This is a genomic window from Psychrobacillus sp. NPDC093180 (assembly GCF_044754065.1).
Classification (GTDB): domain Bacteria; phylum Bacillota; class Bacilli; order Bacillales_A; family Planococcaceae; genus Psychrobacillus.
The window spans coordinates 118,853-142,105 of the sequence record NZ_JBIVOJ010000003.1; the positions used below are offsets into that span (position 1 = coordinate 118,853).

General features: G+C 38.1%; 20 protein-coding genes and 1 riboswitch. Of the genes, 13 read left to right on the forward strand and 7 right to left on the reverse strand.

Features of this window, described 5'->3' with window-relative positions:
• Window positions 1-130 precede the first annotated feature (130 nt).
• From ACIP9W_RS06075 to ACIP9W_RS06085, 3 genes are all read left to right on the forward strand, one after another.
• Complete coding sequence (locus ACIP9W_RS06075; RefSeq protein ID WP_400787176.1) at window positions 131-700, forward strand: NADPH-dependent FMN reductase; 570 nt, start codon at window positions 131-133, stop codon at window positions 698-700.
• A 148-nt stretch (window positions 701-848) separates the two neighbouring features.
• Window positions 849-1,283, forward strand: a complete 435-nt coding sequence (locus ACIP9W_RS06080) for a MarR family winged helix-turn-helix transcriptional regulator (RefSeq protein ID WP_400787179.1) — start codon at window positions 849-851, stop codon at window positions 1,281-1,283.
• A 27-nt stretch (window positions 1,284-1,310) separates the two neighbouring features.
• A complete protein-coding gene (locus ACIP9W_RS06085) occupies window positions 1,311-1,919 on the forward strand; it encodes a flavin reductase family protein (protein WP_400787182.1) in 609 nt (202 codons plus the stop codon).
• Window positions 1,920-2,028: 109 nt separating this feature from the next.
• Here the strand turns inward: ACIP9W_RS06085 and ACIP9W_RS06090 are convergent, their stop codons facing one another.
• Window positions 2,029-2,331, reverse strand: coding sequence for a hypothetical protein (locus ACIP9W_RS06090; protein WP_282243123.1), 303 nt, complete (start codon window positions 2,329-2,331; stop codon window positions 2,029-2,031).
• Between the two features lie 155 nt (window positions 2,332-2,486).
• Here ACIP9W_RS06090 and ACIP9W_RS06095 point away from each other — a divergent pair, with 155 nt between their 5' ends.
• Genes ACIP9W_RS06095 through ACIP9W_RS06105 form a run of 3 tightly spaced genes read left to right on the forward strand, consistent with a single transcriptional unit; the run spans window position 2,487 to window position 7,358 of the window.
• Window positions 2,487-3,599 carry a hypothetical protein gene (locus ACIP9W_RS06095; RefSeq protein ID WP_400787185.1) on the forward strand — a complete coding sequence of 371 codons (1,113 nt, stop codon included), beginning with the start codon at window positions 2,487-2,489 and terminating at the stop codon, window positions 3,597-3,599.
• A gap of 30 nt (window positions 3,600-3,629) precedes the next feature.
• Window positions 3,630-6,731, forward strand: a complete 3,102-nt coding sequence (locus tag ACIP9W_RS06100) for a hypothetical protein (protein WP_400787188.1) — start codon at window positions 3,630-3,632, stop codon at window positions 6,729-6,731.
• A gap of 15 nt (window positions 6,732-6,746) precedes the next feature.
• Window positions 6,747-7,358 carry a class D sortase gene (locus ACIP9W_RS06105; RefSeq protein WP_400787190.1) on the forward strand — a complete coding sequence of 204 codons (612 nt, stop codon included), beginning with the start codon at window positions 6,747-6,749 and terminating at the stop codon, window positions 7,356-7,358.
• An 81-nt stretch (window positions 7,359-7,439) separates the two neighbouring features.
• On the opposite strand, the gene ACIP9W_RS06110 is transcribed toward ACIP9W_RS06105, so the two are convergent.
• Entirely contained in the window at window positions 7,440-8,819 is a 1,380-nt protein-coding gene (locus ACIP9W_RS06110; RefSeq protein WP_400787193.1) for a sigma-54 interaction domain-containing protein, read from the reverse strand.
• Between the two features lie 194 nt (window positions 8,820-9,013).
• Here ACIP9W_RS06110 and ACIP9W_RS06115 point away from each other — a divergent pair, with 194 nt between their 5' ends.
• The 3 genes from ACIP9W_RS06115 (at window position 9,014) to brnQ (ending at window position 12,514) form a co-directional block, all read left to right on the forward strand.
• Window positions 9,014-9,997, forward strand: coding sequence for a proline racemase family protein (locus tag ACIP9W_RS06115; protein WP_400787196.1), 984 nt, complete (start codon window positions 9,014-9,016; stop codon window positions 9,995-9,997).
• 36 nt (window positions 9,998-10,033) lie between these two features.
• Complete coding sequence (locus tag ACIP9W_RS06120; protein WP_400787199.1) at window positions 10,034-11,008, forward strand: proline dehydrogenase family protein; 975 nt, start codon at window positions 10,034-10,036, stop codon at window positions 11,006-11,008.
• A 147-nt stretch (window positions 11,009-11,155) separates the two neighbouring features.
• Window positions 11,156-12,514 carry a branched-chain amino acid transport system II carrier protein gene (gene brnQ / locus ACIP9W_RS06125; RefSeq protein WP_400787202.1) on the forward strand — a complete coding sequence of 453 codons (1,359 nt, stop codon included), beginning with the start codon at window positions 11,156-11,158 and terminating at the stop codon, window positions 12,512-12,514.
• 289 nt (window positions 12,515-12,803) lie between these two features.
• Here the strand turns inward: brnQ and ACIP9W_RS06130 are convergent, their stop codons facing one another.
• From ACIP9W_RS06130 to ACIP9W_RS06140, 3 genes are read right to left on the reverse strand one after another with little or no spacing between them, the layout of a single operon-like run.
• Window positions 12,804-13,910, reverse strand: a complete 1,107-nt coding sequence (locus ACIP9W_RS06130) for a 5-methyltetrahydropteroyltriglutamate--homocysteine S-methyltransferase (protein ID WP_400787205.1) — start codon at window positions 13,908-13,910, stop codon at window positions 12,804-12,806.
• A 1-nt stretch (window position 13,911) separates the two neighbouring features.
• On the reverse strand, window positions 13,912-15,099 hold the full coding sequence (metC, locus tag ACIP9W_RS06135; RefSeq protein ID WP_400787208.1) for a cystathionine beta-lyase: 1,188 nt from the start codon (window positions 15,097-15,099) through the stop codon (window positions 13,912-13,914).
• Window positions 15,096-16,217 carry a methionine biosynthesis PLP-dependent protein gene (locus tag ACIP9W_RS06140; protein WP_400787210.1) on the reverse strand — a complete coding sequence of 374 codons (1,122 nt, stop codon included), beginning with the start codon at window positions 16,215-16,217 and terminating at the stop codon, window positions 15,096-15,098. The genes metC and ACIP9W_RS06140 overlap by 4 nt, the downstream gene beginning before the upstream one ends.
• Before the next feature lie 83 nt (window positions 16,218-16,300).
• Window positions 16,301-16,407: riboswitch (SAM riboswitch) on the reverse strand.
• Between the two features lie 165 nt (window positions 16,408-16,572).
• Here ACIP9W_RS06140 and ACIP9W_RS06145 point away from each other — a divergent pair.
• A complete protein-coding gene (locus ACIP9W_RS06145) occupies window positions 16,573-17,769 on the forward strand; it encodes a M20 metallopeptidase family protein (protein WP_400787213.1) in 1,197 nt (398 codons plus the stop codon).
• Between the two features lie 60 nt (window positions 17,770-17,829).
• Here ACIP9W_RS06145 and ACIP9W_RS06150 read toward each other — a convergent pair whose 3' ends face one another.
• Both ACIP9W_RS06150 and ACIP9W_RS06155 read right to left on the reverse strand, forming a co-directional pair.
• On the reverse strand, window positions 17,830-18,027 hold the full coding sequence (locus ACIP9W_RS06150) for a C4-dicarboxylate ABC transporter (protein WP_142538062.1): 198 nt from the start codon (window positions 18,025-18,027) through the stop codon (window positions 17,830-17,832).
• 265 nt (window positions 18,028-18,292) lie between these two features.
• The gene (locus ACIP9W_RS06155; RefSeq protein WP_400787216.1) at window positions 18,293-19,093 is read right to left on the reverse strand and encodes a TIGR00266 family protein; all 801 of its coding nucleotides are present in this window, start codon (window positions 19,091-19,093) and stop codon (window positions 18,293-18,295) included.
• A 145-nt stretch (window positions 19,094-19,238) separates the two neighbouring features.
• Between ACIP9W_RS06155 and ACIP9W_RS06160 the strand changes: the two genes are divergently transcribed.
• Genes ACIP9W_RS06160 through ACIP9W_RS06170 form a run of 3 tightly spaced genes read left to right on the forward strand, consistent with a single transcriptional unit; the run spans window position 19,239 to window position 23,088 of the window.
• Window positions 19,239-20,717, forward strand: a complete 1,479-nt coding sequence (locus tag ACIP9W_RS06160) for an aldehyde dehydrogenase family protein (RefSeq protein ID WP_400787219.1) — start codon at window positions 19,239-19,241, stop codon at window positions 20,715-20,717.
• 14 nt (window positions 20,718-20,731) lie between these two features.
• The gene (locus tag ACIP9W_RS06165; RefSeq protein ID WP_400787222.1) at window positions 20,732-21,895 is read left to right on the forward strand and encodes a saccharopine dehydrogenase family protein; all 1,164 of its coding nucleotides are present in this window, start codon (window positions 20,732-20,734) and stop codon (window positions 21,893-21,895) included.
• Window positions 21,892-23,088, forward strand: a complete 1,197-nt coding sequence (locus tag ACIP9W_RS06170; RefSeq protein ID WP_400787225.1) for an acyl-CoA dehydrogenase family protein — start codon at window positions 21,892-21,894, stop codon at window positions 23,086-23,088. The genes ACIP9W_RS06165 and ACIP9W_RS06170 overlap by 4 nt, the downstream gene beginning before the upstream one ends.
• The last annotated feature ends 165 nt before the right edge of the window (window positions 23,089-23,253 follow it).

The window sequence follows — 23,253 nt, forward strand, 5'->3', positions numbered from 1 at the left end:
CCATTAGTGGGGGTTTTTTTGTTGATCAAACTAGCTAATGTGCTCGTTTAGGAAAAAGCGACAAAGCAAATAATATAAAGCAGTGGTTTTTGATGAAATATTTGGGGAAGTCAAATAGGAGGAAGAAATAATGATAGTAGAGAAATTAAATATCGGTATTATAATCGGGAGTGTACGCCAAGGTCGAAATGCTGAAGCAGTAGGAAACTGGATGTATGATTTTGCAACAAAACGAGAAGATGCAGAATATGAATTAGTTGATCTTGCAAAATATAAGTTACCGTTTTTAGGAGAAGAACTTCCTGCAGAAAGAAGAGACGAAGCAAACAATGCTATCAGTGCTTGGACAGATAAAATGGCTTCTTTTGACGGGTATATTTTTGTGACCCCAGAATATAACCATGCAGTTGGAGGAGCTCTTAAAAATGCATTAGACTACTTGAACATACAATTGAACAATAAAGCAGCCGGATTAGTTGGGTATGGAAGTTTAGGTGGCACTCGTGCACATGAAAATATGCGTTTAATCTTAGGAGAATTACAAGTTGCAGATGTTCGCACTGCTGTAACTTTTTCTTTAATGTCCGACTTTGAAAAAATGAGTGTCTTCAAACCAGCTGATTACCATACAGCAAATGCTAATACTATGCTTGAAGAAGTTCTCGTATGGAGCGGAGCCTTAAAAACAATTCGTAAATAGTTGTGTGCTGAAAATCTAGTTAATGGCCAAGGCGAATATATAATTCGATTCGGCTTTTTTAGTATATTTGACGACCTTTCAAATAAAAAGTACAATATATTTAATTCGAGATAGTTTAATTCAAGGTAAAATGAAGGGAGGAGTCAACATGGAGGAGAATCTATCCTTAAAATCATTTGTCGTATTGATGAAGGCATCAAAAATGGTACAAGAACGAACAAAGAAGGATATAAGTAATTATAATATGCATATGTCTGAATTCATGGTTTTGGAGGCTCTATATAGCAAAGGAAAACAAACGGTTCGGCAAATTTCGAATGCTGTACTTATTAATTCGGGTTCAATCACATACGTTATGGACAAATTAGAACGAAAAAAGCTACTGGAAAGAATCGATTGTAAAGAAGATCGTCGTGTTGTATATATTCAAATTACAGAAGATGGGAAAAGAATAATGGATGATATATTTCCAAAACACCAACTTGTAATAGAAGAAATATTCTCTTGTATTTCAAACCAGGAAAAAGAAGTATTCATCAATTTATTAAAAAGAGTTGGAAAAATAAGTGCTAGTTCATACTAGCAACAAAAGCAAAGTGAGGAGTCGCATATGTTATCTCTAAATCCTAAAAATAATTCTGAACGAGAAAATTATAAGTTGTTAATAGGAAGTATCGTGCCTAGACCGATTGCATTCGTCACGAGTGTTGGTGAAGATGGGACGATTAATGGAGCACCATTTAGTTACTTTAATATTGTTTCATCAAGTCCACCGATGATTTCTATCGCAATTCAGCGGAAAAATGGAGAACGAAAAGATACCTCAAGAAACATTGCAGAAAAACATGAATTTGTTGTGCATATCGTTGACGAAGATAATGTAGATAAGATTAATATTACTGCTGCATCACTTCCATCAAACGAAAGTGAAATAGACAAAGCTGATTTAACGCTTGTTTCAAGTGAAAGTATTTCTACCCCAGGGATTAAAGAAGCGAAAGTTAGATTTGAATGTATATTAGAGCAAATAGTGGAATTAGGAGAAGAGGGAGCCATTACTACGGATTTACTGATTGGAAAAATAGTCCGTTATCATATAGATGAATCTATTTATGAGCAAGGTCGTATAAATAGCGATTCTTTAAAAGCAGTTAGTAGATTAGCAGGATCTAATTATGCCAAAATCGGTGAAGTATTCTCTATTAAAAGACCAGACTAATCTAGTAAAAGAAATGCGAAATCATAAAAGGATACAAGAATAAATAACCTCAATAAACCGAATACAATTGTACTAAGTTTATTGAGGTATTATTTTTGTCATACAGAAGTTATTCCCCAGCATGTCTCCACTCTATTTCTTCTCCTGTTTTGGGGGAAGTTAAAAAAACGTCTCCTTTTACTAAAGGCATTTCATGTCCATTCGCATCAATATACTTTCCGGATTCCGGTACTACTTCTCCAGTTTTATGAACGTGACCTTCCGCGTGTTTCCAATTAGTAGCTATTTCTGATTGTGGACAGGAAGGGAACTTATCTCCTTTATATAGTTTTTTCGTAATACCTTCCTCACATGTATAATCTCCGGTTTCTTGTACAATGTCGTCTGTTTGGTGTTCATACATATTTTGCATGGTGCATTCCTCCTTCACATATTAACGTATAGTCTTTGTTTACCCATCTATTAATCTAACAAACATTGAAAATATGATTTAAACCACTACAAAGTGGGTAATAGAGTAAGTACACGGAATTATCAGTCAATAGATGTGTGGTAGGAGGTGAAAAGATGAATAAAGGCTGGTTTGTGTTTCTATTAGGAATAAGTGCATTCATCATATTTCCTTATCAGGTTTATGGAGAAGAGACGAACCATGAAAGAAAGGGACTACTAGGTGAATCGATTACTAAATTAGTGGAAGAAACAAAAAATGTTACAGAAGAGGTAAACTCGACATTAGATAATACACTTCCAGTTGAAAAAGTGGAAGAGGTAGTCCCAGCCGTGGAACCAGTGAAAGAGATACTCACAATTGTTGAACCTGTGGTTGAGACAGTAAAGGAAGTCGAAGAACAGACAAGCGAAGCGGTTGAACAGGTAGTGAATGAAGTACCTTCGACTACTGAATCCGTCGTTTCAAATGTGATGGATATAGTAGATGAAACAGTAGAAACTGTTCCGGATGCTCCTATTGTTACCCCTATTTTGACTGAGGTAAACGGTAGTCTAAAAAAGGTTACCAATAAAGTACAGGAGACAGTAGAGGAAGTGTCCAGTACAGCGCTAGTTATAATCGATGAAAAAGATTTACCAATAGTCGAAGAAAAAAGACCGACAAATATAAGGCCGCAAAAGCAAGTAGAAGAACCAGTTAAAACTGATACAGCCCCTCTTGTGGAAGAGAATAAAATACCTCAAGAGACGTCTATTCCTACTGCTGCTCCTAAAGAATCAGTATCCGTGCCAGTCTCAGTTCCAGCTGTAGAAAACTCTCCACAACAAAATCAGTCGCCAGTGGAAGAAACTATAGCGAGTGTAGAAAAAGAATCGTTTGAGATTTTACACATTAAGCAGGATAAAAAGTTAACGGGAAAAGCAGAAAAAAAAGAAACAAAAAAATCTTCCAACAAAAGCTCAATCGTTTTACCTTCTATTCCTGATAAGCAAAAGAAAAAAGTTATTGTTACACCAATTTCAAACACTTCAACAAGTGCTCCAAGCTCTGCGTCCAATTCCGTAGTAGTACAAAGTGGAGATGCTCCATTTGCTCTATTGCCTTCGCAAGAGCTAATGAAGGAATTGACGCGTAAAAAATGGTATCACAAAAACCATTATGCGATTATCCAGTGGATTCATACTCCGCTTAGGAAACCACCAGAAGTAACTCCTTTTTATACATGATGAAAATCACAATAAAAAGGAGAGAATATAATGAAAACTATTAGCTTACATTTTACTTGGACTGTACTCAGTTTTTTGATGTTGATATTACTAACCCCGTCTTTGGCAGCAGCGGAAAATGATTCTAGCTCGCCCTTACAAATTGAGGTAGATGTATTGAACGATACCCCAGAGAAAGCAACTATTTTGGATGTAGAAGTAAATGATTTACTTGGAATTGACAATATCGACGTAGAGATTCCGAATGCAAATGACGGACAAAATAGTAGCAACGAAGGTAATGAAGAGGAGAAACTCGTAAATTTAACCGTTGCAGATGAGGAAATTGGTGATATGGAAGTCGATGTACTTTCGCACACAGAATCAAGTACATCAAGTGAAAAAGCGGTAGTAGATATTAAAACAGAAGATCTGGTAGTTGCGGACGATTTAGATATTGAAATACTCGAACAAGAAGAAACTTTAACAAAAGCTGCTTATTCCAACGAAAGTGCGTTAGCTGATATAACGGCAGAGGACTTGGTGGTAGCAGATGATGTAGAGATTGAAGTACTCGAACAAGAAGAAGCCTTAACAAGCACTGCTTATACCAACGAAAGTGCTTTAGCTGATATAACGGTAGAGGATTTGGTGGTGGCGGATGATGTAGAGATCGAAGTACTAGGACAAGAAGAAACTTTAACAAATACTGCTTATTCCAACAAAAGTGCGTTAGCTGATATAACGGCAGAGGACTTGGTGGTAGCAGATGATGTAGAGATTGAAGTACTCGAACAAGAAGAAACTTGGACAAAAGCTGATTATTCCAACGAAAGTTCCTTAGCTGATATCATGGCAGAGGACTTGGTAGTAGCGGATGACGTAGAGATTGAAGTACTAGGACAAGAAGAAACTTTAACTAATACTACGCATTCCAACGAAAGTGCGTTAGCTGATATCATCGCAGACGACTTGATAGTAGCGGACGATGTAGAGATTGAAGTACTCGAACAAGAAGAAGCTTCAACAAGCACTGCTTATTCCAACGAAAATGCGTTAGCTGATATCACTGCAGAAGACCTGGTAGTTGGGGACGATGTAGAAATTGAAGTACTAGGACAAGAAGAAACTTGGACAAATACTACGTATTCCAACGAAAGTGCGTTAGCTGATATCATGGCAGAAGACCTGGTAGTTGGGGACGTTGTAGAAATTGAAGTACTAGGACAAGAAGAAACTTGGACAAATACTGCTTATTCCAACGGAAATTCTTTAGCTGATATCATGGCAGAGGACTTGGTAGTAGCGGATGACGTAGAAATTGAAGTACTAGGACAAGAAGAAACTTTAACAAATACTGCTTATTCCAACGAAAATTCTTTAGCCGATATAACGGTAGAAAACTTGGTGGTAGCGGACGATGTAGAAATTGAAGTACTCGAACAAGAAGAAACTTGGACAAATACTGCATATTCCAACGAAAGTTCTTTAGCTGATATAACGGCAGAGGACTTGGTGGTAGCGGATGATGTAGAGATCGAAGTACTAGGACAAGAAGAAACTTTAACAAATACTGCTTATTCCAACGAAAGTGCGTTAGCTGATATAACGGCAGAAGACCTGGTAGTTGGGGACGATGTTGAAATTGAAGTACTAGGACAAGAAGAAGTTTTAACAAATACTGGATATTCCAACGAAAGTGCTTTAGCCGAAATCATGGCAGAGGACTTGGTAGTAGCGGATGATGTAGGGATTGAAGTACTAGGACAGGAAGAAACTTGGACAAATACTGCTTATTCCAACGAAAGTTCTTTAGCCGATATCATGACAGACGAATTGGTAGTAGCGGATGATGTAGCGATTGAAATACTAGGACAAGAAGAAACTATAACAGAAACAACTTATTCAAGTGAAGATGCAGTGGTAGATGCAGAACTGGGATCAAGTATTATTGCTGACCAGATAGAATTAGATGTCCTTGCAGATAAAACGCAAATGATAAACGAAGGTAAATCAGAAGAAACTAGCCGTATGGAAAAAGGCGTGCATTTGAAACTTACAAATGTACCAGTTCTTGAAGATGTTCATATAGGAATATTAGAAAATCAAACATCTACTTCTAATGAAGGCTATACAGACAGTTCAAGCCTTCTCAATTTAGAAATTGAAGATGAGAACTCCAATTCCTTATTGAATGATTTGGAACTAAATGTCTTACCTATAAGTGATTCGATGGAAGGGAAACTAGAGCAAAACAGCTCATCAGCTTTATCTCTTGAAACAACAGATGGTTTACTAGGCGATCTATCTGCAGATGTATTGTTATCAAGAACCACTAGTGCTGATGACATGGAAATGTCTGATAGTGGGGTAGTGGAAATAGTGAGTGATGAATTTCCACTTACGGATCAAATGCATATAGGGATATTGGATCGTCATGAAATGAACGGCATTAACAAACGATATAGTAATAGAGGCGTTTTACAGTTAGATGTATTATCTGATCCATTGGATCAATTAACTGTCGATGTGCTGACAGATGATCAGTACACAAATAGCGATGGTTCTTCCCAAATAAATCACGGTCTGTCTCTAGGAATAGATAATGATTTATTAGAAAATACAACTGTACAAATTCTTGGAAGAGAAGAATTGGTAGCTGCTGATCCTACTAGCATTCCGAATAATCCCAATGAATCAGTTGAGAACTCTCCTGAAGAAGTGGGAGGAAATACAGAGGAAACAGCTATGGAAAATGAAACACCGGCAATAGTGGTTGAGGGCACGGAGGAAGTTTATGCAGATGCGGGTGAAAGTGAGAATATGAATGAAAACACAAATGCAGATACTGAAACTGAAACTGAAACCGACTCAGAAACAATTGCGATTACAGACCCAAATGCAAATATGAACACAAGCCCAGAAGAGAATGTAGAAAATGGCATAGGTGAAATTGAAATTGCTACAAACAATGAGGAAGACCAAGACGATGCAAGTATGTTTGGTAATCTGAATGATATCTCTTTTAATGGAAATGAAATGCAAGATGGTTCCATGCTTCCAAAAACAGGTGGTTTTTTTGACGGTATGCTACTGATGTTATTGGCTTTGAGTCTTCTAATTGGTGGATTAACAATTCGTAAATTCGCGTAGAAGAGGGGGCATACCATGATGAAAAAACACATCGGAAATTTATTGATTTTGATAGCTATTTCCATGTTAATAATTGTTGGTCATGGAATGTTAAAAAACAAACAACATCAAGAGCAATTAGTAGAATCCTTTGCTAACATAAAAACAGAGGCAGCTACTAGTGAATCGAAAGGTAGTCAACCTACTAAAGATGAAGATGAATCTACTCTATCAATGGAGAGAGCAGATGATGCAATGGGCATTTTAACAATCGATTCTATCGACTTGCAAGCGCCTGTTGTAAGAGGAGCGGCTCCAGAAAAATTGAATAAAGCACTGGGAACCATTGATGGACTTGATGAACCCGAGACAATAAATGGCACTTCTGCAATTGCAGGGCATCAATCCCATGTATTTGGCCAGTTTTTCAACCGATTGAACGAACTTCAAATTGGCGACCAGTTTGAATTGGAAACAATTACGGAGACTCTTCGGTATGAGATATTCGATATAGTGGTCGTCAAGCCAGAAAATGTGGATATTCTAAAAAGGCAGAAAGGCATTACGCTTTTGTCCTTAGTTACATGTTTTCCAGAGCGTTCCAATCAGTTTAGGCTTGTCGTTCAAGCGAAGCAGATTTACGATTGATCTACTAAACAACTAAACGCAAGAAGAAAAGTAAACAACTTTTCTTCTTGCGTTTTTAATCGAGAAGGAAACTATCATAATTTAGACATTATCAAAAATACCATATTTTTTAATTTTATTATAAAGACTTACCCTAGAGATTCCTAATTTCTTTGCAGCTGCACTCTTATTTCCATATGTCACTGCTAGAGCTTCTTGAATTCGATCTTTTTCCAAGCGCGCTTTTTCGTGTTCTAACCCCTCTTTGTCTACGGGATTATTAGTATAAGAAGGGAATATGCTTGCGATATCTTCGGCAGTAATCGTTGAATGATCGATAAATATAATCATTCGCTCTATGATGTTTCTTAACTCTCGAATATTTCCAGGCCAGTCATAGTTTGTGAACATTTCCATTGCGCTATCCAAAAGAGTAGGCGCCTCTTTTTGGTATTTGGCAGAGTATTCTTGTGCAAAACCATTGACCAAGATTGGAATGTCTTCAATTCGTTCACGGAGGGATGGCACTTTTAAAGTGACGACGTTGATCCGGTAATATAAATCCTCTCGAAATTGCCCATTTTTGATCATCTCTTCCAAATCACTATTTGTGGCTGCAACAATCCTAATATCCACTTTTTTTGAGACATTGCCACCTATGCGAATCACTTCTCTTTCTTGTAGCACCCGTAATAGTTTTACTTGCATGTCAAGCGGTAACATACCAATTTCATCTAGAAATAAAGTCCCGCCATCTGCCATTTCTACTTTTCCTGCTTTTCCCTCTTTGTTAGCACCGGTAAAAGATCCTTTTTCGTAGCCAAAGAACTCGCTTTCAAAAAGAGCCTCAGGAATTGCCCCACAGTTAATCGGTATAAAAGGTTGGTCCTTTCTCAAGCTTGCTTCATGCACACCTTGAGCAAACAGTTCTTTCCCTACGCCACTTTCCCCATAAATTAAAACCGTTGCATCCGTCTTCGCTACTTTAAGAACCAAGTCTTTCGTAGTTTGTATCACTGTGCTACTGCCTTTTATTTCACCTAAAGGTCCAATTTGTTCTTGTAGATTATATTGTTGTTTTACTTTCTGTAATTCGGTTGTCGTTAAGGATAGTTTCTCATTTAACTTTACGATATTGGTGATATCTTGATCGATTGAAATGGCTCCGATTAACATTCTTCGATCGTCAAAGATAGGAGAGGAACTAATAAGTACATGTTTGTCAGGCCTTGGCTGATGGTAAACGTTAAAAACAGGTTTTTTTGTTTTCAGAATCTCCAATAATTTTAAATCTTTCTTTTTGAAAAATGTACTAATCTTCTTATTTTGAATCCGTTCCACAGGAATTCCATACATTTCTTCGGCTTTTGTGCTCCAGTATTCAACTACTCCCAATACATTAATAATGATGATGGCATCAGAACTCGTTTCAATTAACGTATTTAAATAATGGAGTGCATGTTCTAATGAAGTACGATTCATTCCGTACACCTCTTATAAAAATATGATTTTACTCTTTCTTTACACTAATGTAAACTTTCTGAACACTTATTATTATAAATAATGACGAAAATGATTGCAATTCCAGAATAACCGGCTTTATAAAAGTTGGCACGCTTCTTGCAATATGATATTGCGAACAGATAATTAAGCATTTGGGAGGTATCGTTACATTTATGGTGAAGTTAGGAAATATTATTCAAACGATTGATGCACATACAATGGGGGAAGCGGCTAGAATTGTAGTTGAGGGGATTCCTGAGATTCAAGGCGAAACGATGATGCAGAAGAAAAATTATATGCAAACTGAAATGGATCATATAAGAAAGTTACTCATGCACGAACCAAGAGGACATTTGAATATGTTCGGCGCTATTTTGACAGAACCTTGTAATCAGGAATGTGATCTTGGAGTGTTATTTATGGATAGTGGTGGTTATTTGAATATGTGTGGGCACGGAACGATTGCTGCTATAACGATTGCGATCGACAGAAACTTTATTGATAAAAAGGAAAAAGTGTTGTTGGATACGCCATCTGGAATTGTTGAGTGTCATGTTGCGTATGAAAATGACAAGGTACAAGAAGTTTCTTTTATTAACGTACCATCATTTTTATTGAAAAAGAATGTTAGCGTTTTAGTCGATAAAGTAGGAACCGTGAAGATAGATATTGCATTTGGCGGTAGTTTTTTTGCAATTGTCGATGTGACGCAATTTGATTTTGATCTTGATATTGAAGTGCAAGACAAAATAGCGGAAATTGGAATGGCCATTCGAAAAGCAGCAAATGAACAATTAGAAATCCAACATCCTGAAATTCCACAGATTAACACTATTGACCTTGTTGAGTTTAGTTTGGAATTAGGCAAGAATCATTATAAAAATACGGTAGTTTTTGGAGACGGACAAATCGATCGGTCACCTTGTGGAACAGGGACATGCGCGAAGCTTGCAACATTAGATCTTGAAAAAGGGGAAGAAATTATCCAAGACAGTATCATTGGATCAAGATTTAAAGGCGAAATTGTTGATTTTACAGAGGTTCAAAATCTAAGTGCTATTATCCCTAAAATTACGGGATCTGCTTGGATGACAGGAGTTCATCAATTTTCCTTAGATGAAACAGACCCGTATATTGAGGGGTTTCTATTAAAATAATTGGACAATCTTTATAAATAATTGGAGGTATTTATAATGGGATTAACGAAAGACTTTTTCATTTCCTTATCACAAAATAAAGTATTAAATAGTGCCGCAAAAAAATGGGGCCTCAAATTAGGTGCCCAGTCCGTCGTCGCTGGAACGAGTGTTGAAGAAATGGTTGAAAGTGTTAAGAAATTGAATGCTAAAGGCATTGCTGCAACAATCGACAATCTTGGCGAATTTGTTTTCGAAAAACAAGAGGCACTTGAGGCGAAAAGACAAATATTAGCGGTAATCGAAGCGATTCATGAAAATGCGTTGAATGCGCATATCTCCTTGAAACCCACACAGCTTGGTTTGGACATCGAATACGATTTTTGCTTACATAATTTAAAAGACATCGTTACCAAGGCGAATGAGTACAGTATATTCATTAACTTTGATACAGAAGACTATGGTCATTTGCAGCCAACATTTGATCTCTTGGACGAGCTTTCAAAAGACTATAATAATGTTGGAACTGTTATTCAGGCTTACTTCTATGAAGCGGATGAGAATTTAAAAAAATATATCAATCATCGTACGAGAATAGTTAAAGGTGCTTACAAAGAGCCAGCAAATTTGGCGTATCAAGAAAAAGATGAAATCGACAAAAATTATATAAAACTCATTGAATATCATTTGTTGAACGGTAAGTTTACATCGATTGCCACGCATGATCATCATGTCATTAATCATGTAAAGAAGTTTGTAGATGAACATAATATATCGAAGGACAAATTCGAGTTCCAAATGCTATATGGATTTAGAAATGAACTACAGCTTAAACTTGCTAATGAAGGTTACAACTTCTGTACATATGTGCCATTTGGCGACGATTGGTATGGCTATTTTATGAGAAGACTTGCGGAACGCCCTCAAAACCTAAACCTTGTTGTTAAGCAAGTATTCAATAAAAAGACGAATACATTGATAGGGCTTGGTACAAGTGCTTTCCTATTAGGACGATTGAGCAAAACGAAGTAAATGTAAGATACCAGCTATTATAAGAAGGGTGGTCCAACCCACCATCCTCCAATTATTCAAAAACAGTCAGAGAATTCGAGATAGAAAGATACCAATTGATTTTTGAGGTATTTGCTTTGAAGATTCTTCAATAAGGAGGGAATTATAATGGGGAAAAACATATCATTTTCACAAGTATTGGCTATTGGATTTATGCTTTTCGCGATGTTTTTAGGAGCAGGAAACGTTATATTTGCACCAATGGTTGGCCAACAGGCTGGAACAAATACATGGATTGCCATGGGCGGCTTCTTAGTAACTGGTGTGGGGCTTGTTCTCCTCGCAATTATTGCATTAACTCGAGGTGGAGGGACAGTAGAAAAACTTGCTGGGAGGGTGCACCCGTTATTCGCCACAATATTTTCAATTTTACTTTTCTTATCACTTGGACCCATTTATGTATTGCCGAGAACAACATCTGTTGTTTATGAAATTGGGATCAATCCGTTAGTCCAAGGACAGTCAAATGTAGGCCTATATTTGCTAATCTTCTCAATCATATTTTTTGCCTTAACTATTGTATTATCCTGGAATACCACAAAATTTGTCGATCATTTAGGAAAGATTATAACGCCAATTTTTGTCGTCCTACTAATCGTACTTGTTGGTAAGTCAATTATTACACCGATGGGAAGTTTCGGACCACCTACAGGAGAATATATCGAGGCAGGCAGTGCCTTCTTAAAAGGGTTCACACAAGGATATTACACAATGGATGTGCTTGCTGCTTTTGTATTTGGAGGGATTTTCATTAAGTCCATCAGTTCTTATGGAATCAAATCTGAAAAGGAAGTTTCAAAGCTATTTATCCAAGCGGGACTCATAACAATTGTTGGCTTGGTTGCTTTACAGATCTCCATGGCATGGATTGGTGCTACCAGTATAGACCCGATTGGTTATATGGATAACGGGGGAGAAGTATTAGCCCAAAGTTCTATCGTTCTATTTGGTGAAATTGGGATTTATATTATCGGAACGGTCATTTTATTAACAGGGATTACGACAAATGTTGCTTGTTTAGCAGCTGTTTCTGAATACTTTGAAAGAATCGTACCTTCTATTTCTTATAAAAAGTGGTTAATTATTTTCTCTGCTTTAAGTTTAGTAATTACAAACTTTGGTCTAAATACTATTTTGACGATGGCGTCTCCAATCTTACTCTTGCTCTATCCATTAGCGATTGCTTTAATTGCTCTAATATTTATGAACAACTTCTTTAATGGTCATCAATCGGTTTATGTCGGTACGATTATTGGTGTTGGGATTGTTGCCATCCTTGATGCTTTAAAAGAAGCAAATATTGCTACACAAGCGATCAATAACGTCTTCGGATTTATCCCATTATTTGAACAAGGTGCCGGATGGATAATTACAGGTATTATCGGTTCTATTATAGGTTTGCTTGTAGCGAAATCGAAGAAAGAGCCAGCTACAATAATTAATATTGCTGGTGAAAAAGTTAATTAGTATTAATAGACTGAGACAGGAATATCTTCAAGGGGAGCAACGGCAATCAGCAAATTTGATAGCTGCCTAATAATAATTGTTAATCTCCTTTTGGAAACAAGCCATTTTTTGAAGATAATCTTATATAAAATACCTTAAAAGAAGCAACTTCTTTCTAATATGTTTTTTAGAAAGAAGTTGCTTATTAGTTAAACTATAAGTTTTTCAATATATAACCCAGAAAAATCGAATATATTTTTTTAGTGGTTTTCAGTTTAAGCAACAATACTACTCATGATTTCTTGATTGGTTATTTCCAAGTATCCTCGGCGATTTTCACGACATGGCGAATTTTTTCCCATTGTTCTTCTTCGGTTAAAATATTTCCTTCTTCTGTGGAAGAGAAGCCACATTGTGGACTTAAGCAAAGTTGCTCAAGTGGTGCATGTTTAGTAGCTTCTTCAATTCTTGCTTTTACTTCATCCGCATTTTCAAGTGCTCCATGCTTAGAAGTGATTAGCCCTAATACGATATATAGATCAGGACGGCTGATATGACGAAGCGGTTCAAAATCACCAGATCGTTCATCATCAAACTCCAGGAATAAACCATCTACATCTAATCCGTTAAAAATAGTTTCCGATACAAGTTCATAACTACCGCTTGTAATATATGTCGAACGGAAATTCCCACGACAAATATGCATTGTGACAAGCATATCATCCGGTCTTTTCGCGATCGATTCATTAATCGCACGTGCGGAAAGTTTTAGTGCTTCCTCTACGCTATATTTTCTATCTTTAAGTCCGGCAATGCCTTCCTCTGAAAAAGAAGTCGCCCATGAAGTATCATCGATTTGTAAATAACGACAGCCTTCATCATATAAAGCTTGAATAAATCCTTGATAAGCTGTGATTAGATCATTGAATAGTTCTTCATCACTGTTATAAACTCCCACTTCAATTTTGGCTCTGTAGTACAGCATATTTGGACTTGGGATTGTAAATTTAGCAACAGCATCGCCAGCCACACTTTGCAAAAACTTAAAGTGATCAATCATATAATGCGTGCTAAATCCGATTTTTCCAGTTACTTTAATGCCATGTGCTTGTGTTTTTACGCCTTTAAATGATAGACCTTCCTCTGGTTCATAAAATTCGACTCCGTCTAGGCCGCCTAGAAAGTCAAAATGCCACCATTTACGACGGAATTCGCCGTCAGTTACAGATTGTAGACCTGCTTCTTTTTGTTTGGCAACGAGTTTCGTAATTTCTTCGTCTTCAATTTGTCTTAACTGATCTGCAGTGATTTCATTATTTTCAAATTGTGCACGTGCCTCTTTTAGTCGTGCTGGTCGTAAAAAGCTTCCTACGTGATCTGCGCGAAATGGTGCTTTTTGAACTAATTGTTTTGTCATGTTAAATTCCTACTTTCTGTTTGATATTAGATGCGATTATTAGTGCTTGGTCGAAGTCTGCGATAAGATCGTCTACATGCTCCAGACCAACAGAGAACCTTAGAAGGCCATCTGAAATTCCTCGTTTTTCTCGTTCTTCTTTCGGTATTGCAGCATGGGACATGGTAGCAGGATAAGAAAGAATCGATTCGACGCCACCTAAACTTACTGCAAAAACTGGAATTTGAAGATTTTCTACAAAAGCTTTTGCCGTTTCTCTGTCAGGAAGACAGAAAGATAAAACGGCCCCTGGACTTTTTGCTTGTCTTGCATGAATCTCATATCCTGGATGCGTGGATAAGCCCGGGTATAACACTTCCTTTACTAAAGGATGACTATTTAAATAATTTGCAAGCTTTTTTGTAGATTCCGTGGATTGAGACAAACGAGCACCCATTGTTTTGATTCCTTGAATTAAGGAAAAAGAATCTTGTGCACCAAGAATAGCGCCAAAAGAGTTTTGGATAAATCCTAATTTCCTTCCAAGTTCTTCGTCCTTCGTAACAGCAAGCCCAGCTATGATATCACTGTGGCCAGACAAAAATTTCGTAGCACTATGTAACACGATGTCCACACCTAGATCAAGCGGGCGTTGATAAAGGGGAGTCATAAAAGTATTATCAAGAAAAGTCAAACAATCATTAGCTTTTGCCAGTGCAACAATTGCCTCGATATCCGTTATTCCTAATCTTGGGTTTGCAGGTGTTTCGATATAAAGTACTCTTGTATTTGGACGTATCGCTTTTTCAACTTCTTCAGCCTTCGTAAAGTCTACAAATGTATGGTCGATTCCGAATCTCGGTAAAACTTCCGTTACGAAACGATAGGTTCCGCCATATACTTCTTCCGTTACAACAAGATGGTCCCCTGAGGATAGCAGCATTAAAGCTGAGGAAATTGCCGCTATGCCGGAAGCAAAAGCAAAACCTCTTGTGCCGCCCTCTAATTCAGCTATCGTTTTTTCTAGCGCGTCTCTTGTCGGGTTGCCAGATCTACTATAGTCGTATGGTCCAAAGCTATCAAAGCTTTCTTGATGGAAAGTAGAGGATGCATAGATGGGTACATTGACTGCCCCAGTTTTTTGCTCGTAATTCCCACGAGTGGAAGCGGTAATTAAGCTAGTTTCTAAACTTTCTTTCACGTTACTCATGAATGAATCACATCCCGTTCTAATTTTGCAAAAACCTGTTTCAAATCTGCGATTAAGTCTTCCGCCTCCTCAACGCCAACAGAGAAGCGTAACAAACTATTATCGACACCTCGAGCAATTCGCTCTTCCTCTGGAATATCCGCATGGGTTTGGGTAGTAGGATAGGTGATAAAGCTTTCGACACCGCCTAAACTTTCTGCAAAAACGATCAATTGAAGGTTTTCTAAGAAAGGTCCAACCCATTCACTTTTTTGTAAGCGGAAAGAGAGCATACCTCCAACTCCAGGATATAGCACGTCTTTAACAACACTTTCATTTTGTAAAAACGCCACGATTTTTTTTGCATTCGCATCATGTTGGTTCATGCGTAAGTGTAATGTTTTCAATCCTCGTATCAATAACCAACTATCGAAAGGGGAAAGTACGGCTCCTGAAGCGTTATGATTCTCCACTAATTTTTTGCTTAGTGCTTCCCCTTTAGAGACAACGAGCCCAGCAAGGACATCATTATGTCCACCGATATATTTCGTTCCGCTGTGCATAACAATATCTGCACCTAGCTCAATCGGACGCTGTAAATAAGGAGTTAAGAACGTGTTATCCACAATAAGTAGTAATTGATATTTTTTTGCTAAAACACTGTATTGTGCTATATCAAATTCTTGCATGAGTGGATTTGTTGGTGTTTCGATAAACAGTGCCTTTGTGTTTTCCGTGATTAATGCTTCTACTTCCTCGATGGATTCAAATTTAGCGTAGGAAGTACGAATGTTGTAGGAATCCGCGTATTGATTGAATAAACGATATGTTCCACCGTAAAGATCTTGCGGTGCAATGATTTCATCACCGGAACGGAAAAGTGACAAGATTAATTGGATAGCTGCCATACCGGAGCTACAGGCAAAACCTGCATCGCCGCCTTCTAACTTCGCAATTCCTTCTTCTAAAATCGTACGAGTTGGATTTTTTGTACGCGTGTAGTCGTAACCAGTGGATTTCCCAACTCCTGCGTGTATATAAGCTGTTGATAAATGAATAGGTGGGTTAACGGCCCCGGTTCGTGGATCACTATGATTTCCTAGTTGTACTAATTCGGTTTCTAAACCTTTTTTTGTCATTAATAATCATCCTCTACAAATAAAGTAAAATAAAAAGAGGATTCCCTATAAGAAGAGAATCCTCAAAAAAATTGAAGTTAGTCTTCTTATCTTCTAGGCGATCGCCGCCTATTGGAGTTAGCACCATACCTAAACTTGGCTGGTTGCTGAGACATCTTCGGGCCAATCCCTCCGTCTCTCTGGATAAGAAATAAAATATGAAATTTTCTAAAATCTTTATGTAGGTAATGGTATCATGAAGAAGAAATAAAAACAAGAAGCATTTTAAAATGGTAAATCTTCAGTTGAAAAATTAACTGAAAAAATATATAATCCTATTTGTTTAGTAAGAATTAAAAAGAATGGGGGAAGGAACATGAAATCATCTACGTTAGAAAATGAAATACAATCTATTTTTTCCGAAATAGATAGTAACTTCGAAGAAATTGTCAGTTGGAGAAGATATTTGCACCAGCATCCGGAGTTATCTTTTGAGGAAACGGAGACTGCCAAGTATATTGCACAGAAACTAGAAGACTTCGGATTAGAAGTGAAAAAGAATATTGGTGGGAATGGCCTTGTAGGAATTTTAACGGGGGCACAGCCAGGGAAAACAATTGCTCTAAGAGCAGACTTTGATGCCTTGCCAATTGTAGATGAGAAAGATGTACCTTATAAATCATTGAACCCTGGTGTTATGCATGCATGTGGCCATGATGGACATACGACTGCGTTATTGGGTACTGCACAAGTATTAAGCAAACACCTAGATAAAGTGAAGGGGAAAGTTATTTTCATATTCCAACCAGCGGAAGAAAAGCCACCAGGCGGTGCGAAGTTCATGATTGAAGAAAACGTGCTTGATGGTGTCGATTATGTATTTGCTGCTCATCTCGATTCAAAAGTACCGGTTGGTAAAGTAGCAGTAGGAGAAGGCTACAAAATGGCAGCTGTTGATAAGTTTGAAATCAAAATTCAAGGACTTGGTGGACATGGAGCAAGACCTCAGGATTCCGTTGATTCAATCGTCATTGGTAGTGAAATCGTTAATTCCCTACAAAAAATTGTAAGTCGCAGAATAAACCCTTTAGAATCTGCAGTAGTCACAATTGGTGTTTTCCATGCAGGCAGTGCTTTTAATATTATTGCAGATACGGCTAAGCTGGAAGGGACTGTCCGAACGTTTAGTGAATCTGTAAGAAAACAAGTAAGAGAGGAAATCTATTCCATTGTAAAAGGAATAACAGAAGGATTTCATGCGAGTGCCGAAATCGATTATCTTCATGGTTATCCAGCATTATACAATCATCCGAAAGAAAGTGATTTAGTTCACCAGCTTTTGTCGGATGTATTCGGTGAGGAACAGGTGATAGATATTGAAACATCTATGGGAGCAGAGGATTTCTCTTATTTCTTATTAGAAAAGCCGGGAACATATTTCAAAGTAGGCTCTAACAATGAAGATGAAAACACACATTATCCACACCATCATCCAAAGTTCGACTTTGACGAGCGTGCTTTATTGAACATCCAAAAGTCATTCGTGCAAATCGTTGTACATTATTTATTTTAATAATAAAGGCATGTGCGGTAATTTCTCCGTACATGCCTTTGTTTATATCAAATAACTCAGCTACTGCAACATCGGAAGAAAGAATGCAATTGCTCCAAGTACAATGGAAGACCAAGCTAGGAATTTTTGAGGGAATGTTAAGCCGAGTAAGCCTAATACTACTGCAGCACCGCCAAACCATAATGGATAATAGAAGAATCCAACCACTGCTAGCACGATTCCTATCCACCCGATCCAACTACCTAAAGAAGCTTTCATCACAATCACCTCCTCATTCAATTCAAAGAACAATAAAGCGCTAAAAATCGACATGATTGTTCTTTATATAGTATATGAAGAGGTGCTCAATAAATAATAAACAATTTGGACGAAAATCATAGAATAATAGCATTTTAGTTTTTAAAAAAGATCACTCCGGCATAATACCGAAGTCATCTAATCGCTGCTTAAATCGCAAGGTTATTTTTATTAAAATATCCAAAATTTAGGGTGCAGTTCATTGGCATCTGTATCTTTACTTTTATTATTTACCGCCTAATAGATCGAAAAGACCACCTGTAATACTTCCTTCTCCTTTGGAGCCACCACCTGGAGTTTGAGGAGCTGCTGCGAATACACGGCTTGCTAGACGGCTAAATGGTAACGATTGAATCCATACTGTGCCTGGTCCACGTAAGGTTGCGAAGAACAAACCTTCTCCACCGAATAATGCAGTTTTTACTCCTTTTACCATTTCGATGTTATAATCCACATCTGATGTCATCGCTACTAAACATCCTGTATCTACACGTAGTGTTTCGCCTACTTGTAAGCTTTTACGGTGAATCGTACCACCAGCATGAACGAAGGCTAAACCGTCTCCTTCCAGCTTTTGCATGATGAATCCTTCTCCACCAAAGAATCCAGCCCCAAGCTTGCGTTGAAATTCGATTCCTACCGAAACCCCTTTAGCTGCTGCTAAAAAAGCATCTTTTTGACAAATAATTTTGCCACGATATTTGCTTAAATCCATCGGAATGATTTTTCCGGGATATGGAGATGCAAAATATACATGTCTTTTACCGCTACCAGTATTCGTAAATGTGGTCATGAATAAACTTTCGCCCGTAAGCATACGTTTACCTGCGCCCATTAATTTTCCCATAAGTCCGCTTCCACTAGAAGAACTTGAACCATCGCCAAAAATAGTTTCCATCGAAATACCATCTTCCATCATCATTAAGCTACCTGCTTCAGCAACTACTGTTTCTTTTGGATCTAATTCGATTTCTACAAATTGCATGTCATCTCCAAATAATTTGTAGTCAATTTCGTGATTGTTCATGTGTTATTTCCTCCTAGGATTTGATTTAATAATGTATACGAAAAACAAAAGAAAAAGTTTCGTAATAATTAGAGGGATTCAATAGAGATTATCGAATGTATTTATAATGTAAGCATTTTCAATGAATAAGAAAAGAGGTAAACAGATGAAGTTAACTAATTTTATTGATGGAAAATGGCAAGAGGCTGGCGAGGAAAAGTATACAGCGGTTTTGAATCCAGCGAACGGAGAACGGTTAGCAGAAGTTAGAATGTCTACCAAAGAAGAAGTGGATTTGGCAGTTACAGCTGCAGTGAAGGCACAGAAGAAATGGGCACTTGTCCCAGCTCCAAAACGAGCAGATTATTTATATGAAATTGGTAGATTGATGAAAGAAAAGAAGGAACATCTCGCTCAAGTATTAACAAAAGAAATGGGAAAAGTGATAGAAGAAGGGCGAGGAGAAGTACAAGAAGGAATCGATATGGCATTTTATATGGCGGGAGAAGGACGTCGTCTATTTGGAGAAACGACCCCTTCTGAGCTTGCAGATAAATTTGCGATGAGCGTCCGCGCACCAATAGGGGTAGTCGGACTTATTACACCTTGGAACTTTCCAGTAGCGATTGCCACTTGGAAGTCATTCCCTGCAATCGTTGCCGGAAACGCTTTCATTTGGAAACCAGCTACGGAAACACCGATGATGGCTTATGAGATGGCGAAAATATTTGAAGAAGTTGGATTGCCGCCGGGAGTTGCGAATGTCGTTTTTGGTTCTGGATCAGAGGTAGGAACGGCGATGATTGAACATCCAGATGTGAAGGTTATATCTTTTACAGGATCTACAGAAACAGGGAGTAAGGTGGCAGAACTCGGTGGTCGACATTTAAAAAAAGTATCGCTTGAAATGGGTGGAAAAAACGCGGTTATCGTGATGGATGACGCAGATCTTCAGCTCGCAGTAGAAGGTATTTTATGGAGTGCATTCGGAACAGCAGGCCAACGATGTACTGCATGTAGTCGAGTGATTGTGCATAAAGATGTAAAGAGTGAGTTGGAAAGCATGCTGCTAGCTCAGATGGAAAAGTTAACAATCGGTGATGGTTTAGATGAAGCGGTTAAAATCGGTCCTGTTATAAACAAACAAGCACTGGAAAAAATTCATTCCTATACAAAGATTGGACAAGAAGAGGGCGCTAAACTACTGGCTGGGGGCCATGTACTAGATGATGGAGGTCTAGCAAATGGTAACTATTATGCCCCTACGCTATTTACAGATGTCACTTCGAATATGCGTATTGCGCAAGAAGAGATTTTCGGTCCAGTAGTTTCACTTATTGAGGTCAGCTCGTTAGAAGAGGCGATTGAAGTAAATAATGGAGTGAAATTTGGACTATCGAGCTCCATCTTTTCTCGAGATGTAAACAATGTATTTCGTGCGCAGCGTGATTTAGACACTGGAATTGTTTATGTCAACGCAGGAACGACGGGTGCTGAAATTCACTTGCCATTCGGAGGAACAAAAGGGACAGGTAATGGGCACCGAGATTCTGGAGTAGCAGCACTGGATGTATATACAGAATGGAAGAGTATTTACGTAGACTTTAGCGGGAAATTGCAACGCGCACAAATAGACACAGAATAATAGGGGGTACTAGCATGAAGGTTGCTATATTAGGTGCAGGATTAATGGGAAAAGAGGCAGCACGTGATTTAGTGAAAAGTCCTAATGTGGAAAAAGTATTATTATGTGATTTAGACGTTGGACAAGCAAATATGTTTAAAGAAAAACTCCAAAATTCAAAGATTGAAGTATGTAGATTAGATGCAAATGATGATGAGAATTTACGACAAGTTATGAAAATGGCGGACGTTGTCATCAACGCACTTTTTTATACATTCAATGAAAAAGTAGCAAGGTTTGCAGTAGAGGTTGGCGTACATTCGATTGATTTAGGCGGTCATATAGGAGGAGCAACGGATGCAGTACTTTCCCTTCATCAAGCTGCGCAAGCAAAAGGGGTTACCCTTATTCCCGATTTAGGAGTAGCACCTGGCATGATAAATATTCTAACTGGTTACGGAGCAAGCAAAATGGATCAGGTGGAGGGAATTCATCTATATGTTGGTGGAATTCCAGTAGAGCCAGAAGGAATTTTCGGATATAATATTGTCTTTTCATTGGAAGGAGTATTCGACCATTATACGGATCGTTCTCATGTAGTGCGTAATGGGAAACTTCAAGAGGTAGAATCCCTTTCAGAAATTGAACCCATTTTCTTTAAAAACTTCGGAGAGTTAGAAGCTTTTCACACAGCTGGTGGCACATCTACATTGAGCAAATCCTTTCCGAACGTTGATACTTTGGAGTATAAGACGATTCGTTATAAAGGGCATGCTGAGAAATTTAAGCTGCTAGTAGACTTAGGATTAACGAATAAAAACACGGTTGCCAATGTGAAGGGCAATATGGTGAAGGTACGCGATGTCTTAAAAGAAGTATTAACGCCGCAGTTACTACTAGGAGATAAAGAGGATGTAGTATTACTAAGGGTCATCGTAACGGGTATAGAAAACGGGGATAATGTTACGTATACGTATGAATTGGCAACGAAAAAAGATCGAATATCTGGGACAACCGCAATGGCTAGGGCGACAGCTAACACAATTTCTGTAGTTGCCCAAATGATTGGAAATAACGTCATTACAAAACGAGGTGTCTATCCTCCTGAACTGATTGTGCCTGGAGAATTATATATAAGAGAAATGGCTGCACGTGATGTGAATATTGAGGAAACGGTGTTAAGAGGTGAGCGTGTATGAACTTCGATTTCCAAGAGGAACAACAATTGCTTCGCAAAACAGTAAGGCAATTTGTGGATCAAGAAATAATACCGTATATAGCAAAATGGGAAGAACAAGGTGCTTTTGATAAAAGTATCTGGAAACGGTTAGCTGATCTTGGACTGATGGGAGTATGTGTTCCTGAAAAGTATGGCGGGAGCGGGATGGATTATAATTCGCTTGCAATCGTGTGTGAAGAGCTAGAGCGGGGGGACACTGCGTTTCGTACTGCTGTATCCGTGCATACCGGCCTAAATTCGATGACCCTCATGCAGTGGGGAACGGAGCAACAAAAGCAAAAATATTTAACTCCTCAAGCAAAAGGAGAAAAAATAGGGGCTTTCGGATTAACGGAGCCAGGAGCAGGTTCTGATGTTGCTGCAATGTCAACGAGCGCAGTTCTTGACGGTGATCATTATATTATAAATGGGCAAAAAACATGGATCTCCCTCTGTGATTCAGCCGATAATTTCATCGTATTCGCTTATACAGACAAATCGAAAAAGCATCATGGAATAAGTGCATTTATCGTAGAACGCACGATGTCTGGATTCTCGTCGAAGGCTATTAAAGGGAAATACGGTATTAAATCTGGTAATACAGGAGAATTATTTTTTGACCAAATGCGTGTACCAAAAGAAAATTTGCTGGGCAAAGAAGGTGAAGGCTTTAAAATTGCAATGTCCGCTCTTGATAATGGTAGGTTTACTGTTGCAGCTGGAGCAGTTGGACTTTCTCTTGCGTGTCTAGAAGCAAGCGTGAAGTACTGTCATGAGCGCCAAACCTTTGGCAAAGAAATAGGCAAGCATCAGCTTGTCCAGCAAATGATTGCTAAAATGGAAGCTGGTCTCCAAATGAGTCGTTTACTTGTGTACCGAGTGGGAGAATTGAAAAATAAAGGGGTACGAAACACAAGGGAAACGTCTCTTGCAAAATGGCAAGCATGTGATTTTGCCAACAAAGCAGCGGACGATGCAGTGCAAATTCACGGTGCATATGGCTATTCAGACGAATATCCGGTGGCGAGGTTTTTGCGTAATTCGAAAGCTCCTGTTATTTACGAAGGGACAAGGGAGATCCACACCATTATGCAAGCGGAGTATGTACTTGGTTATAGGGAAGACAAGACGCTATCCCATATGCTACCTAAATGGCCATTTGAAGAAGAATAACTAATTGATGAGGCTTCTAAAATAAGACGTAAGAAGAAAATTATTCCCTTTTCTTCTTGCGTTTTTTATTGTTGTGTTAACCCTATATTGCTCAATCTCTTATAAGTTGAAAGACATGGTAAACAAAAAATACTTAATATTTCTTAATTTATTGAAAAATAATGA